Genomic DNA, 13,174 nt, shown 5'->3' with positions numbered 1-13,174 from the left:
TCTCACGTACCGGACGGGGTGCGGCGAAAATAATTAGTTAGGCGTACTATCCACACATGCCCGAGCTCAGTCACCGCCGACGTCTGCTCGTCCTCGCGATCTGCTGCATGAGCCTGCTGATCGTCAGCCTCGACGTCACCGTCCTGAACGTGGCGCTGCCCGCGATGCAGCGCGAGCTGCACGCGAGTACGTCGGGTCTGCAGTGGACGATCGACGCGTACACGCTGGTGCTCGCCTCGCTGCTGATGCTCGCGGGCTCCACGGCCGACCGCGTCGGCCGCAAGCGCGTCTTCATGAGCGGCCTGATCGTCTTCACCGCGGGCTCGGTGCTGTGCTCGCTCGCGCCGAACCTGGACCTGCTGGTCGCCTTCCGCATGGTGCAGGCGGTCGGCGGTTCGATGCTGAACCCGGTCGCGATGTCGATCATCACCAACACGTTCACCGAGCCGCGCGAGCGGGCGAGGGCCATCGGCGTCTGGGGAGCGGTGGTCGGCATATCCATGGCCGCGGGTCCGCTGGTGGGTGGCCTGCTGGTGGAGTCGGTCGGGTGGCGCTCGATCTTCTGGATCAACCTGCCGGTGGGCCTCGCCGCGCTCCTGCTCACCCTGCGGTACGTCCCCGAGTCCCGCGCACCGAAGGCCCGCCGCCCCGACCCGGTCGGACAGGTCCTGGTGATCGCGCTGTTCGGCTCCCTGACGTACGCGATCATCGAGGCGCCGGAGTCGGGCTTCACGACGATCCTGCCCTTCGCGACCGTGGCGGTCGTGGCGCTGCTCGCGCTCCTCAGGTACGAACCCCGCCGCGACGAACCCCTCATCGACCTGCGCTTCTTCCGCTCGGCACCGTTCAGCGGGGCCACGGTGATCGCGATCAGCGCGTTCGCGGCGCTGGGCGGCTTCCTGTTCCTGTCCACGCTCTACCTGCAGAACGTGCGTGGTCTGAACGCCCTGCACGCGGGTCTGTGGATGCTCCCGATGGCGGTCCCTACGTTCCTGTGCGCCCCGCTCGCCGGCCGCCTGGTCGGAGCCCGGGGCCCGCGCCTGCCCCTGCTGATCGCGGGCGTCGCGATGACCGCGAGCAGCGCCCTGTTCGCCGTCTTCGACGCCGAGACGTCCGACGTCACCCTCTTCATCGGCTACGCCCTCTTCGGCGTCGGCTTCGGCTTCGTCAACGCCCCCGTCACCAACACGGCCGTCTCGGGCATGCCCCGCACCCAGGCCGGCGTCGCCGCCGCAGTCGCCTCCACCAGCCGCCAACTGGGCCAGACCCTCGGCGTCGCGGTGATCGGCGCGGTGCTGGCGGCGGGCGTGGGCTCGTCGTCGTACAAGGCCGCGTTCGTCTCCGCCGCCGTCCCCGCCTGGTGGATCCTCACCGCCTGCGGCGCCGCGGTCCTGATCCTGGGCGCCCTGACCAGCGGCCCCTGGGCACGCCGAACAGCCCAACAGACCGCCGAACGACTCCGGGCGGCGGAGGTACGGGAGGCGGCGGGCGCCAGGGCGTGAAACACCGACCGGGAACCCCCTCGCGCCGCGGGACCAAGGCCCCGGCCCTCGGCACCCTCACCAGCAGCCCCGGACGCCCCGAACAGCCCAACAGACCGCCGAACGACTCCGGGCGGCGGACGTACGGGAGGCGGCGGGCGCCAGGGCGTGAAACACCGACCGGGAACCCCCTCGTACCGCGGGACCAACCCCCCGGCCCTCGGAACCCTCACCAGCAGCCCCCGGACACCCCGAACGACCCCAAGCAGCAGAGGTACGAAAGGCGGCGGCGCCAGGGCGTGAAACACCGACCGGGAACCCCCTCGTACCGCGGGACCAACCCCCCGGCCCTCGGAACCCTCACCAGCAGCCCCGGACACGCCGAACAACACAACAGGCCGCCGAACGACCCCAGGCGGAGGGCGGTGGGGTGTGAAGCACCGGCCAGGGGCTTTCATCGGCTGCGGGTGCCGTAGTCCCGGCCGTCGGCGCATCACCAGCGGCCCCTGTCCGCACGGCCCGCGGAGCAGACCACTGAACGGCTTCAAGCAGCCGGGTACGCAGGGGGCTCTCACCGACTTGCTGCTTCGCAGCCCTGGCGCTCGGCGCCGTCACCGCGCCTCACCAGCGCCCCTGGGCGCGCCGGCCGACCACATGGTTGCCGGCGGTGGAGGCGCACGACGCCGCAGGCGTCGACGTGCAAACCGCCGCCCGGAGGCCCCTCACCGACTGCGGCGCCGCGGCCCCGGCCTCGGCGCATCACCAGCCGCCCCATCCGCGCCAGCGGGCACAGCGGACCTCGCCGGCGACGCATCCGCGGTTCTGATCCTCGGCGCCGGCCAACTCCCCCTGGCCGCCCCCGCACGCCGCACCCGACCGCAGTACCTTCACGCAGCGCACCCTCGTGAGGCCACATGGGCTCAGCGTATAAACCACCGACGGGCCGACCCTCACCGGCGACGCATCCGCGGTTCTGATCCTCGGCGCCGGCCAACTCCCCCTGGCCGCCCCGCACGCCGCACCCGACCGCAGTACCTTCACGCAGCGCGCCTTCGCGAGGCCGCAGGGCTCGGCGTGGGAACCGTCGGCTCGATTTGCGATCTTTTGTCGTTCATTCTTCGCTGGAAGTGTCGGATGGCGGATCGCTCGAGCTCCGCCATTTCTCCATCCATGGCTCATGGGCGTGCAGCCACCGGCGCCGCGCCGGATGACATCTGGAGGCAGACCTATGGAGCCCACGGACCCGCCGAGACAGTACGCGGCCGACGACGAGGAGCGCTTTCGGCTGCTGTCGAAGAACTCCCCGGACATGGTCTTCCGGCGGACGATCGGGGGCGTATTCCAGGAGGTCTCCGCGGCGGGGGCGACGCTGCTGGGCAAACCGGCCGAGGACATCGTCGGGACGTCGGTGGAGTCCTGGGTGCACCCGGGCGACGTGGAGGAGTTCGAGTGGGCGGAGCGGGATCTGCTCCGCGACGGCCGGGTGGTGGTGTGTCTGCGCATGCGGCACGCCGACGGGCACTCGATATGGATCGAGGCGACGTCCTGGGTGGTACGGGACGCCGCGGGCGAGCCGCTGGAGGTGCGGGGGTTCGTCCGGGAGGCGGAGGGCCAGCGGCGCAGGGAGGAGGCGCTGCGGCTGCTGCAGGACCAGGCGCGTTCGGTCATCGAGACCGCCCGGGACGCCTTCGTCTCCATCGACGAGGACGGCCTGGTCATCGACTGGAACCAGAGCGCCGAGAAGCTGTTCGGGTTCACCCATCGCGAGGCGATGGGCCGGCCGCTGACGGACACGATCATCCCCGAGCGGTACCGCGCCGCGCACAGCGCAGGTCTGCAGCGGGTTCTGGCCGGCGGAAAGGCCCGTGTGCTGGGCCGCCGGATCGAATTCGAGGCACTGCACCGCGACGGCCACGAGATTCCGGTCGAACTCGAGGTGTGGCGGCTGAAGTCGGCGAAGGCGCGCTGCTTCAACGCCTTCATCCGTGACATCACCGAGCGCAAGCAGGCCCAGACCGCGCTCGCCGAGGCCCGCGACCAGGCGATCGCCGCGTCCCAGGCGAAGTCGCAGTTCGTCGCCTCCATGAGCCACGAGATCCGTACCCCCATGAACGGGGTCATCGGGCTGAGCAACCTGCTGCTGGGCACCACGCTGGATGCCGAGCAGCGCCGCTACGCCGAGGGCATCCAGGCCGCCGGCTCGGCACTGCTGTCGCTGATCAACGACATCCTGGACTTCTCCAAGCTGGAGGCGGGCAAGCTCGAACTGGACGAGATCACCTTCTCTCCCCGGACGCTGGTGGAGGAGGTCGTCGCGCTGGTCGCGCAGACCGCCCAGGCCCAGGGTCTCGAGCTGATCGGCGACTGCGATCCCGACCTGCCCGCGGTGGTGCTCGGCGACGCCGCACGGCTGCGGCAGATCCTGCTCAACCTCGCGTCCAACGCGGTGAAGTTCACCGAGTCCGGCGAGGTGGTCCTCCGTGCCCTCCCCGCTCCCGACCGGGCCTCCGCGGCGAGCGGACCGTGGCTGCGCTTCGAGGTGGCCGACACCGGCATCGGCATCGCCGAGGCGGACCAGGAGCGGATGTTCGACGCCTTCTCCCAGGCGGACGCCTCCACCACCCGCCGCTACGGAGGCACCGGCCTGGGGCTGGCCATCTGCCGCAGGCTCAGCGAGGCCATGGGCGGCTCCATCGGCGTCACCAGCCGGCTGGGCCAGGGCAGCACCTTCTTCATCACCGTGCCCCTGCGCACCCCGGACGCCCCCGAACAGCCACTGCCACCGCCCGACGCCCTGGACGGGCTGCGGGTCCTGGTGGTCGACGACAACGACACCAACCGGCTGATCCTCGAGACGCTGCTGCGCAGATGGAACATGCAGCCCACGATGGTCGCCGGTGGCCCCGAGGCCCTGGTCGCCCTGCACGAGGCCGCGGCCGCGGGCCGCGCCTTCGATCTGGCTCTTCTGGACATGCACATGCCCGAGATGGACGGCCTGGAGCTCGCGCGCCGGATCACCACCGACCGGACCATCGGCCGACTGCGGCTGGTCATGCTCAGCTCCGGTGCCCCGCTGTCCGCCGCCGAACTGCAGGCGGCCGGCATCGCGCGCAGCGTGCCCAAGCCCGTCCAGCAGTCCCTGCTCATGGACACCCTGGTCGAACTCACCGCCGGGACGACGCCGGTGGCCACCACGGCGCCGGCCGCACCGGCCCCCACCGCCTCCCCGCCCGCCCACCTCGGCCATCTCCTGCTGGTCGAGGACAACGAGATCAACCGGATGGTCGCCCAGGGCCTGCTCACCCGGCTCGGCTACAGCGCGGACACCGCCACCGACGGTCTCGAGGCCCTGCGCATGACCCAGGAGCACGACTACGAGGCCGTGCTGATGGACTGCCAGATGCCCAGGATGGACGGCTACAGCGCCACCCGGGAACTGCGCCGCCGGGAACGGGACAGCGGCCGCCACCTGCCGGTGATCGCCATGACCGCCGGCGCCATGGCCGAGGACCGGGACCGGTGCCTGGCCGCGGGCATGGACGACTACGTCTGCAAGCCCGTCACCGAGGAAGAGCTGGAACAGGCCCTCGCCCGCTGGGTCCACCCCGGCCACGCCGAGGCGGACGAGGAGCTTCGCGCCTCCCTCGGGGCCCGGCTGAACGAACTGCGCGGCAACGGCACCCCGGCGGAGAACGAACTGGTGGACAGGCTGATCGACCACTTCCTCGTCCGGGCCCCCGAGATGACCAACGCGCTCTTCCACGCGCTGGACCGCCACGACACCCGGGAGATCGCCGAGCAGGCACACAGCCTCAAGGGCGCTGCCGGCAACCTGGGCGCCCACAGCCTCGCCGCCTGCTGCGGGGACCTGGAAGAGCACGCCAGGGCCGGAGACCCGGCCCCGCTGACCCGGACCGCCCCGCAGCTCCAGAAGGAACTCGACCGCACCTGCCGTGCCCTCGAGGCGCTCCGCTTCCGGCTGCCCGACCACGGAGCCGGATGAGGACGCGCCGTGTTCGGCCCTCGACTCCGCTTGCCCTCCCGCCGTGACGCGGTCGCCTGGGCGTACGCGGCGGCGGGGATCGCGGCGATCGTCGTCTATCTGTTGATCTCCTCCACGGCGCGGTACGTGCTGCCCGTGCTGGTGCAGGCGTCGGTCGTCCTCGCGATCGTGGTGGGAGTGATCAGGAACAGACCGCGCTCGGTCCTTCCGTGGTGCCTGTTCGCGGCGGCCATGGCACCGTACGCGGCGGCGGACATGATCTGGGGGCTCTACCAGATGCACGGCACGGAGGTGCCCTTCCCGGGTCTGGCGGACATGCTCTACCTGGGCACCTACGTGTTGTTCGCCGCGGGCCTGTTGACGCTGGCCCGGCAGCAGGCGGGCCGGCTGCACTGGGTGGGGCTGCTGGACGCGGGAATCGTCACCCTGGGGTTCGCCACTTTGGCCTGGGCGTTCATCATCGCCCCCTTCCTGCGCAGCGAGCTGTCCGCGTGGCCGCTCGCGGTGTCGATCGCCTATCCGGTCACCGACATGGTGCTGTTGTCGGTGACCGCGCGGCTGATGCTGACCACCGGCACACGCACGCCGTCGCTCGTTCTGTGCATCGGCTGGCTGCTGGTCCTGCTCGCTGCCGACGGCCTCTACTACGGAACGATGGCGACGACGGGCACCGCGATCGCGGAGGACGTTTCCGAAGTGGGCTGGATGCTCTCGTCCGTCCTGCTGGGGCTGGCGGCGCTGCACTCCTCCGTCGCCCGGCCGTCGCGGTTGGCGTACGAGCAGGAGAGGCTGTCCCGCGGGCGGCAGTCGATCCTCATCGGGCTCATTCTGATGGGGCCGCTGATCGTGGTGGCCGATGTCGGTGGCATCCGGGCCCAGCCCGTGAACGTCACGGTGATCGTCGCCATGATGGCCGGCCTGTCGCTGCTGCTGGTGCTGCGCGTCGTGTTCCTGGCCCAGTACGCCCAGGTCAGGGCCGCCGAAGCGCGAACGCGGGCCCAGGCGCTGGCCGCGTCCCTGCGCGAGCAGGCGGAGCTCCAGAAACAGCTGAGCCATCAGGCGACCCATGACCCCTTGACGGGGCTGGCCAACCGGGCACTGCTGAACGACCGCCTGGAGTCCGCTCTCGTACGGTGCTCGGCCGAGTCCTCCGCCGGACTGGTGATCCTCGATCTCGACGGCTTCAAGGAGGTCAACGACACGCTGGGGCATCCCGCCGGCGACGAACTCCTGGTCGACGTCGCGCAGCGGCTGATGGGCAGGGTCCGCGAGCAGGACCTGGTGGCCAGGCTCGGCGGGGACGAGTTCGCGCTCCTCGTGGAGGGCGTGGACGCGAGGACACTGCACCATTACGTCACGCGGATCCTCGACTCCTTCCAGGACCCGTTCGTCCTCGCCCACGGCCACTCGGCCGACGTGACGACGAGCGTCGGGGTGCGGCGCGTCACCCGGCCGACCACCCCCGCGGAAGCGCTGCGGGACGCCGACACCGCCCTGTACAGGGCGAAGACGGCGGGCAAGAACCAGGCGGTCTTCTTCGAATCCCCGCGGCACTCGTCCGCCACGGCGCCCCAGGGCGCCGACCGGACCCGACACCGGTGAGATCAGGTCGTCCGGGCCTCCCGCCCCGGTCCCCGGGCCTCCCGCTCCAGCGCGATCGCGTGCAGCCTCTCCAACCGCTCGCGGGACTCCTCGTCCGACGGCACGTACGTCACCATCCGGGGCCCCGCCTGCGGGCCGATCCACAGATCGGTGTGGTCGACGGTGATGCGGCCGACGTGGCGGTTGCGGAACTCCTTGCGCTTGGTGCGGTGGGCGACGACCTCGTGGCGGTCCCAGGCCGCGCAGAACCCGGCGACTCCGCGCGCAGCCGCTTCAGCAGCACCTTCCAGGCGGGCTCACCGAGATGGCCGGCCATCGTGGCGCGGAAGCGGGCGGCCATGAGACGCCGGGTCTCCTCGAGATGCACGATCGACGACGCCCACTCCTCGGGCGGCACCGCGTCCAGGTCGCACAGGAGCAAGCCGTACGTGCGGTTGTAGACGGCCGGCTGGAAGAGGTGGGCCCGCTCGCTGGGGCGCCGGTCCGCGGCTGGTCGCCCGGTACGGCACGCGCGGGGTGACGGCGGGCGCACTGGTCCAGGGAGTGGGCGTGGGGCTGATGGCCCTGGCTGCCTGGCGCTCCTGGCCGGACTTCGGTTTCGTCGAACTCCTCCCCGGGGGCCGCGGTCGCCGGCGCAGGTCAGGCGCTCCAACTCCCGGTCCTCTTCCGGGTCGTCCTCTTTGAGGTGCCGCCCGCCCGGGCGGGCGTGTCCAGCGGAGTGCTGACCACCGCCCAGCAGTCGGCCCTGGCCCTGGGCGTGGCCACCCTGGGCACGCTCTTCCTCTCCCTGATCCCGGGCATGGGCATGCGGAACGACCTGGTGACGACGCTCCTGGTCCAGCTGGCGGGGGTGGCACTGACCGGACTGCTCAGCCTGCGGCTGCCGCGGACGATCGGCCGAGCAGGACCGTTGCCTTGGCCACAGCTTGGACAACTCACCGTGAAGGATCCCCTGTTGATGTTGGTCTTGCTGCACACTCCTTGCTGCGCGAACGGAGAGGTTTGCCTGTAGCCGGCCACTGGAGACGTCATGCTGCAGATCAACACGAGCAAGGTGAGCCGCTGGGACCAGCACGGACGGGAGCACGTGGTCCGAGTGCAGCGCACGGGAGTCCAGCGCACGATCAGATGTGACACGTGCGGCTGGCGCAAGGGAGCGCAGTTCCTGCCCTGGCTGAAGGCGGAGGAGCATCTGGCCGAGGCGCATCAGGCGACGGTGGACCCGTCGGAGGCGTAGCACAGCCCGACCGATGACTTTCCGCCGCGGCAGGGGTCGTACACAGGACGACTGCTGCTGACCGGAAGGCCGACCGATGAGCGCTCTGCACGACACCCTGCGACGGTATGTCGACGACGGAACGGTGCCGGGCGCCGTCGGGCTGGTGACCCGGGGCGACGACGTGGAGGTGGTGGCCGTCGGGTCGGTGGACGCCGACGGCACCGCGCCGATGGCCCGGGACTCGGTCTTCCGCATCGCCTCGCTCACCAAGCCGGTCACCGCGGCGGCGGTGCTGATGCTGGTCGAGGACGGGCGGATCGGCCTGGACTCGCCGGTCGACGAGTGGCTGCCAGAGCTCGCGAAGCCGACGGTGGTGCGTACGCCGTCGAGCCCGGTCGACGACGTGGTCCCGGCGGACCGTCCCATCACCGTCGAGGACCTGCTCAGCTCCCGGGCGGGCTGGGGCTTCCCGTCGGACTTCTCGCTCCCCGCGGTGCAGGCGCTGTTCGAGGTGCAGAAGGACGGGCGCGACCCGGGCGCCTTCCCACCGCCGGACGCGTGGCTGGCGGACCTGTCCCGCGTACCTCTGCTGTACCAGCCGGGCGAGGCCTGGCTGTACAACACCTGCTCCGACCTGCAGGGCGTGCTGATCGCCCGGGTCGCGGGCCGTCCGCTGCCCGAGTTCCTGGCGGAGCGGCTGTTCGAGCCGCTGGGCATGGCGGACACGGGTTTCGAGGTGCCGGCGGCGAAACGGGACCGCTTCACCAGCTACTACCGTTCCGACCTGGCGGGCGCCCTCGAACTCCGGGACACCCCGGACGGCCGGTGGAGCGGCGTCCCGGTCTTCCCCTCCGGGGCCGGCGGCCTGGTCTCCACGGCCGGCGACTGGCTGGCCTTCGCCCGCCTGCTGCTGAACGGCGGCACAACGGGCGGCCATCGGCTCCTGACGCCCACCTCGGTCAGCCGCATGACCACCAACCACCTCACGGCCGGCCAGCGCGAGATCGGCAGGCTGTTCCTGGACGGCCAGGGCTGGGGCTACGGCGCCCAGGTCGACGTCGAGCCGAACGCCCCGTGGAACGTCCCGGGCCGCTACGGCTGGATCGGCGGCACAGGCACCACGGCACATCTCGTCCCCACCACCGAGACGGTCACGATCCTCCTCACCCAGGTGGCGATGGAGGACCCACACCCGACCCCGCTGATGCGGGACTTCTGGCGGTGCACGGCGAGCGGCCCCGGCCGTGGGCTCTGACGCGGCCCTGGCGAAGTCGGCTGCGGTTCGGCAGCGCCCCGAAGGGGCGCGGGGCTGTGTCGATATGCGGCTCCGCCACGATGGGGGTCCCCCCGCTCGAGCGAAGCCGAGAGTGGGGGAGCGACCAGCCACGACGGCGCCGCAGTCGGAAGACGGCACACCGCGGCACGTCCAGCGGAGCGCTCAGCCGCGCAGCCCCCGCACCAGCAGATCCACCACCGCCGTGAACTCCTCCTCGATGCCCGGCTGTTCCCATTCCCGGGCGTGGCACGGGTCGTGGAAGCGGGCCGTTGCCTGGAAGACCGCGCGGGCGGCCGTCGCCGGGTCCGGGGTGGTGAACGTGCCCGACTGTGCGCCCGCTCCGATGATCTCCGTCAGCTGGGCGGTCAGGTCGGCGATGTGTTCGGCGACCGCGTCGCCGGTCTCGCCGGTCAGCACCGAGTACGTGGCGAACAGCTCGGGGTCGTCGCCCGCCTTGCGGCGCTTGGCCTCGAACAGGGCCGCGAGCCAGTCGCGCAGCCGGGCCTGCGGGTCGCGGTCCTCGGCGACGATGACGGCGAGGTGGTCCGACGTGCGGTCCAGCCAGCGCTTCGTCACCGCCTCCCGCAGCGCCGCCTTCGTACGGAAGTGGCGGTAGACGCTGCCGTGGCTGACACCGAGCGCGCGGGCCACGTCCACCACGGTGGCCTTCGCCGGGCCGTGGCGGCGCAGCACCTCCTCGGTCGCCTCGAGGATGCGCTCGGCGGTCAGGATCTCGCTGGTCGGTGCCATGAGGGAGACCGTACCCGGCCTCTTGGCCACTACTTGGTGCCGAGGTGGTTCATCTGCGCGGCCGGGTAGCGGTCGCCCGCGGCGGCGCCCGCCGGGACCGCCTCCTCGATCGCCGTGAGGTCGGCGGCGTCCAGCGTGACGTCCAGCGCGCCGAGGGACTCCGCCAGCCGCTCCCGGGTGCGCGCGCCGACCAGCGGCACGATGTCGTTGCCGTGCTGCGAGCCCCGTGAGAGTACCCAGGCGATGGCGATCTGCGCGACGCTCACGCCCTTCTGCTCGGCGATCTTGCGCAGCGCCTCGACCAGGTTCAGGTTGTGCCGGAGGTTGTCGCCCTGGAAGCGGGGCGAGAAGGCCCGGAAGTCGTTGGCGGCGAGCTGCCGGTCGGGGGTGAAGTGCCCGGAGATCAGGCCGCGGGAGAGGACGCCGTACGCCGTGATGGCGATGCCGAGTTCACGGGTGGTCGGCAGGACCGACTCCTCGATGCCGCGGGAGATGAGGGAGTACTCGATCTGCAGGTCGCTGATCGGGGCGGTGGCGGCGGCCCGGCGGATCGTGTCGGCGTCGACCTCGCTCAGGCCGATGTGCCGCACATACCCCTTCTCGACCAGTTCCGCGATCGCGCCGACCGTCTCCTCGATGGGTACGTCGGGGTCGAGGCGGGCGATCCGGTACACGTCGATGTGGTCCACGCCGAGGCGCTGGAGGGAGTACGCGGCGAAGTTCTTCACGGCGGCGGGGCGGCCGTCGTATCCGGACCAGCCGCCGTCCGGGTCGCGCAGCGCGCCGAACTTCACGCTGACCAGGGCCTGTTCGCGCAGGGCCGCCGGGGCGGAGCGCAGGGCCTCGCCGATCAGCAGTTCGTTGTGGCCCATGCCGTAGAAGTCGCCGGTGTCGAGCAGGGTCACGCCGGCCTCCAGGGCGGCGTGGACGGTGGCGATCGACTCGGCCCGGTCGGCGGCGCCGTACAGCGCGGACATGCCCATGCAGCCGAGACCCAGGGCGGAGACCTGAGGGCCGGTGGTTCCGAGAGAGCGCGTTTGCATCGTCATGCGTCCACCCTGGCATATCAGCTGACAGATTTCAATATCTGTCAGCTGATATCTGTCAGTCGACGTCGAGGCCGGCCTGGCTAGCGGGCGGTGAACGCGAGCTTCGCCCCCAGCGCCACGAACGACCCCGCGAAGCTCCGCCGCAGCCACGTCATCACGCGCGGCCGTGAGGTGACGTGGCTGCGGACCGAGGCCGCGAGGACGCCGTACGCGGCGAAGACGACGAAGGTGGCCAGCATGAAGACACCGCCGAGCCCCAGCATCCGCAGGACCGCGTGCGGCTCGTCCGGGTCCACGAACTGCGGCAGGAAGGCGAAGAAGAAGATCGTCAGCTTCGGGTTGAGGATGTTGATCAGAACGCCCCGGACGATGACCCGGCCCGCGGAGAGCGGCGCGGTGTCCCCGTCGACGGTGATCGCCTCCTTGTCCTTCACCGTGGCCCACGCCATGTACAGGAGGTAGGCGACACCGGCGTACTTGAGGACCTGGAACGCCGTCGCACTCGCGTGCAGCAGCGCCGCGACGCCGGTGACGGTGGCCAGCATGTGCGGAACGATGCCGAGAGTGCAGGCGACGGCCGCCACGACACTCGCGCGGCGGCCGCGGGACAGACCTGCGGCGAGGGTGTAGACGACTCCGGTGCCGGGGGTGGCGACGACCACGAGGGTGGTCAGCAGGAAGGCGATGCTCATGGGGGTCACGGTGCCGCTCCCGGTGATCGCCTGCCCAGGGCCAATCCCCCGGCTCCATGGAGGACCAATCAACGGCCCTCCGGGGAGGACGCTCAGCCCTGTCGCAGCGGGATCGCCAGGTCCACGACCTTGCGTGCCTTCGGGAAGGAGCCGGTGGAAGTCGCCCTGCCGGTCAGCAGGTTGACCCGGTAGGCGCGGGAACCCGTCACCGCGTAGCCGGTGTTGGTGCCCGTGTTCGCCGAGCTGTAGATGTCGAAGCCGGAGTTGCCCGGCACATCGACGCCGAGCCCGCCGGTGGGGGCGAGGTTGCCTGCGTTGGCCGGGGACTGGACGGAGATGCGGTCCTGGGCGGTGTCGAGGTCGAAGAGGGTGGTGGCCGTCGCGGTGTCCAGGTCGTTGTTCGTGTACGCCGCGCCGGTCACGCCCGTCGCCGTGGCAACGGTGGTGGCGGGCGGGACGGGCGGGTTGGTCAGGGTGCCGTCGACGGCGGTGGTGCCCGCGGCGGGCGCGCCGGCCGGGTCGTCGATGTTGTGGCGGAGGTTCTGTCCGGTGTCGCTGATGACGCGCAGCCGGTTGGCGGCGGGGTTGAAGTCGACGCCGAAGCGGCTCCCCTGCAGGGCGACGCTCAGCTGGGAGACCTTGGTGGCCCTGGCGCCGATCTCGCGGAGGGTGTAGATGCCGCCCTTGTCGCCGACGCCGTACAGCTTGTTGTTCTGCACCCGGTAGTCGATGCCGACCAGCCTGGTGTCGCCCTTGAGGCCGTTCACCCTGCCCAGCGGCAGCACGGTGCCGGGCCGGTCGAGGCGGAAGCGGACGAGGCGCTGGTCGCCGGTCAGGCCGATCGCGGCGAGCCGGTCGCCCGCCGCCGGTCCGGTCCCGGCTCCGGAGCCGGAGCCGGACTGGACGGAGATCGCCGCGGAGGAGTCGGGCTGCTGCTCCTGGCCGCTCGCCGCCACGTAGCCGACGGAACCGATGGCCAGGGCCAGGACGGCCGCGCCGACGACTGCTTGCTTGCGCATGATGCCCCCGTGAGTGTTCGTTGCCGCGCCCGCCCGCTGCGGGCCGCGCATGACCTCTCCTTCGGAGCCGTATGTGTCCGGGA

9 protein-coding genes and 2 pseudogenes are annotated in these 13,174 nt (G+C 71.4%); 6 read left to right on the top strand and 5 right to left on the bottom strand.

Annotated features, from left to right (window positions below; genetic code table 11):
* Positions 1–56 precede the first annotated feature (56 nt).
* From ABZO29_RS29480 to ABZO29_RS29470, 3 genes are all read left to right on the top strand, one after another.
* Positions 57–1,502 (top strand): MFS transporter, encoded by a 1,446-nt coding sequence (locus ABZO29_RS29480; protein ID WP_367323194.1) that lies wholly within the window; start codon positions 57–59, stop codon positions 1,500–1,502.
* 1,207 nt (positions 1,503–2,709) lie between these two features.
* Complete coding sequence (locus tag ABZO29_RS29475) at positions 2,710–5,484, top strand: response regulator (RefSeq protein WP_367323193.1); 2,775 nt, start codon at positions 2,710–2,712, stop codon at positions 5,482–5,484.
* Between the two features lie 9 nt (positions 5,485–5,493).
* The gene (locus ABZO29_RS29470) at positions 5,494–7,086 is read left to right on the top strand and encodes a diguanylate cyclase (protein WP_367323192.1); all 1,593 of its coding nucleotides are present in this window, start codon (positions 5,494–5,496) and stop codon (positions 7,084–7,086) included.
* 2 nt (positions 7,087–7,088) lie between these two features.
* On the opposite strand, the pseudogene ABZO29_RS29465 reads toward ABZO29_RS29470, so the two are convergent.
* Positions 7,089–7,525 (bottom strand): annotated as a pseudogene (locus ABZO29_RS29465) (XRE family transcriptional regulator); the annotation flags it as partial.
* Between the two features lie 38 nt (positions 7,526–7,563).
* Here ABZO29_RS29465 and ABZO29_RS29460 point away from each other — a divergent pair.
* The 3 genes and pseudogenes from ABZO29_RS29460 to ABZO29_RS29450 form a co-directional block, all read left to right on the top strand.
* Positions 7,564–7,981 (top strand): annotated as a pseudogene (locus tag ABZO29_RS29460) (MFS transporter); the annotation flags it as partial.
* A 135-nt stretch (positions 7,982–8,116) separates the two neighbouring features.
* The gene (locus tag ABZO29_RS29455; protein WP_367323191.1) at positions 8,117–8,323 is read left to right on the top strand and encodes a hypothetical protein; all 207 of its coding nucleotides are present in this window, start codon (positions 8,117–8,119) and stop codon (positions 8,321–8,323) included.
* Positions 8,324–8,399: 76 nt separating this feature from the next.
* The gene (locus ABZO29_RS29450; protein ID WP_367323190.1) at positions 8,400–9,560 is read left to right on the top strand and encodes a serine hydrolase domain-containing protein; all 1,161 of its coding nucleotides are present in this window, start codon (positions 8,400–8,402) and stop codon (positions 9,558–9,560) included.
* 183 nt (positions 9,561–9,743) lie between these two features.
* On the opposite strand, the gene ABZO29_RS29445 is transcribed toward ABZO29_RS29450, so the two are convergent.
* The 4 genes from ABZO29_RS29445 to ABZO29_RS29430 form a co-directional block, all read right to left on the bottom strand.
* Positions 9,744–10,331: a TetR family transcriptional regulator gene (locus tag ABZO29_RS29445; RefSeq protein WP_367323189.1), complete on the bottom strand. Its 588-nt coding sequence runs from the start codon at positions 10,329–10,331 to the stop codon at positions 9,744–9,746.
* Between the two features lie 29 nt (positions 10,332–10,360).
* Complete coding sequence (locus ABZO29_RS29440) at positions 10,361–11,380, bottom strand: aldo/keto reductase (RefSeq protein ID WP_367323188.1); 1,020 nt, start codon at positions 11,378–11,380, stop codon at positions 10,361–10,363.
* 80 nt (positions 11,381–11,460) lie between these two features.
* Positions 11,461–12,072 (bottom strand): LysE family translocator, encoded by a 612-nt coding sequence (locus ABZO29_RS29435; protein WP_367323187.1) that lies wholly within the window; start codon positions 12,070–12,072, stop codon positions 11,461–11,463.
* Positions 12,073–12,164: 92 nt separating this feature from the next.
* Complete coding sequence (locus tag ABZO29_RS29430) at positions 12,165–13,091, bottom strand: DUF4394 domain-containing protein (protein WP_367323186.1); 927 nt, start codon at positions 13,089–13,091, stop codon at positions 12,165–12,167.
* Between the last annotated feature and the right edge of the window lie 83 nt (positions 13,092–13,174).

Origin of the sequence: Streptomyces sp. HUAS ZL42 (assembly GCF_040782645.1) — a bacterium.
Classification (GTDB): domain Bacteria; phylum Actinomycetota; class Actinomycetes; order Streptomycetales; family Streptomycetaceae; genus Streptomyces.
This window is presented reverse-complemented; position numbering and strand designations above follow the sequence as displayed.

Excerpts from the sequence above, each read along its gene's own strand:
- ABZO29_RS29455 (WP_367323191.1), top strand. The coding sequence starts at position 8,117 with ATGCTGCAGATCAACACGAGCAAGGTGAGCCGCTGGGACCAGCACGGA.
- ABZO29_RS29440 (WP_367323188.1), bottom strand. The coding sequence starts at position 11,380 with ATGACGATGCAAACGCGCTCTCTCGGAACCACCGGCCCTCAGGTCTCC.
- ABZO29_RS29445 (WP_367323189.1), bottom strand. The coding sequence starts at position 10,331 with ATGGCACCGACCAGCGAGATCCTGACCGCCGAGCGCATCCTCGAGGCG.
- ABZO29_RS29435 (WP_367323187.1), bottom strand. The coding sequence starts at position 12,072 with ATGAGCATCGCCTTCCTGCTGACCACCCTCGTGGTCGTCGCCACCCCC.
- ABZO29_RS29480 (WP_367323194.1), top strand. The coding sequence starts at position 57 with ATGCCCGAGCTCAGTCACCGCCGACGTCTGCTCGTCCTCGCGATCTGC.
- ABZO29_RS29430 (WP_367323186.1), bottom strand. The coding sequence starts at position 13,091 with ATGCGCAAGCAAGCAGTCGTCGGCGCGGCCGTCCTGGCCCTGGCCATC.
- ABZO29_RS29475 (WP_367323193.1), top strand. The coding sequence starts at position 2,710 with ATGGAGCCCACGGACCCGCCGAGACAGTACGCGGCCGACGACGAGGAG.
- ABZO29_RS29450 (WP_367323190.1), top strand. The coding sequence starts at position 8,400 with ATGAGCGCTCTGCACGACACCCTGCGACGGTATGTCGACGACGGAACG.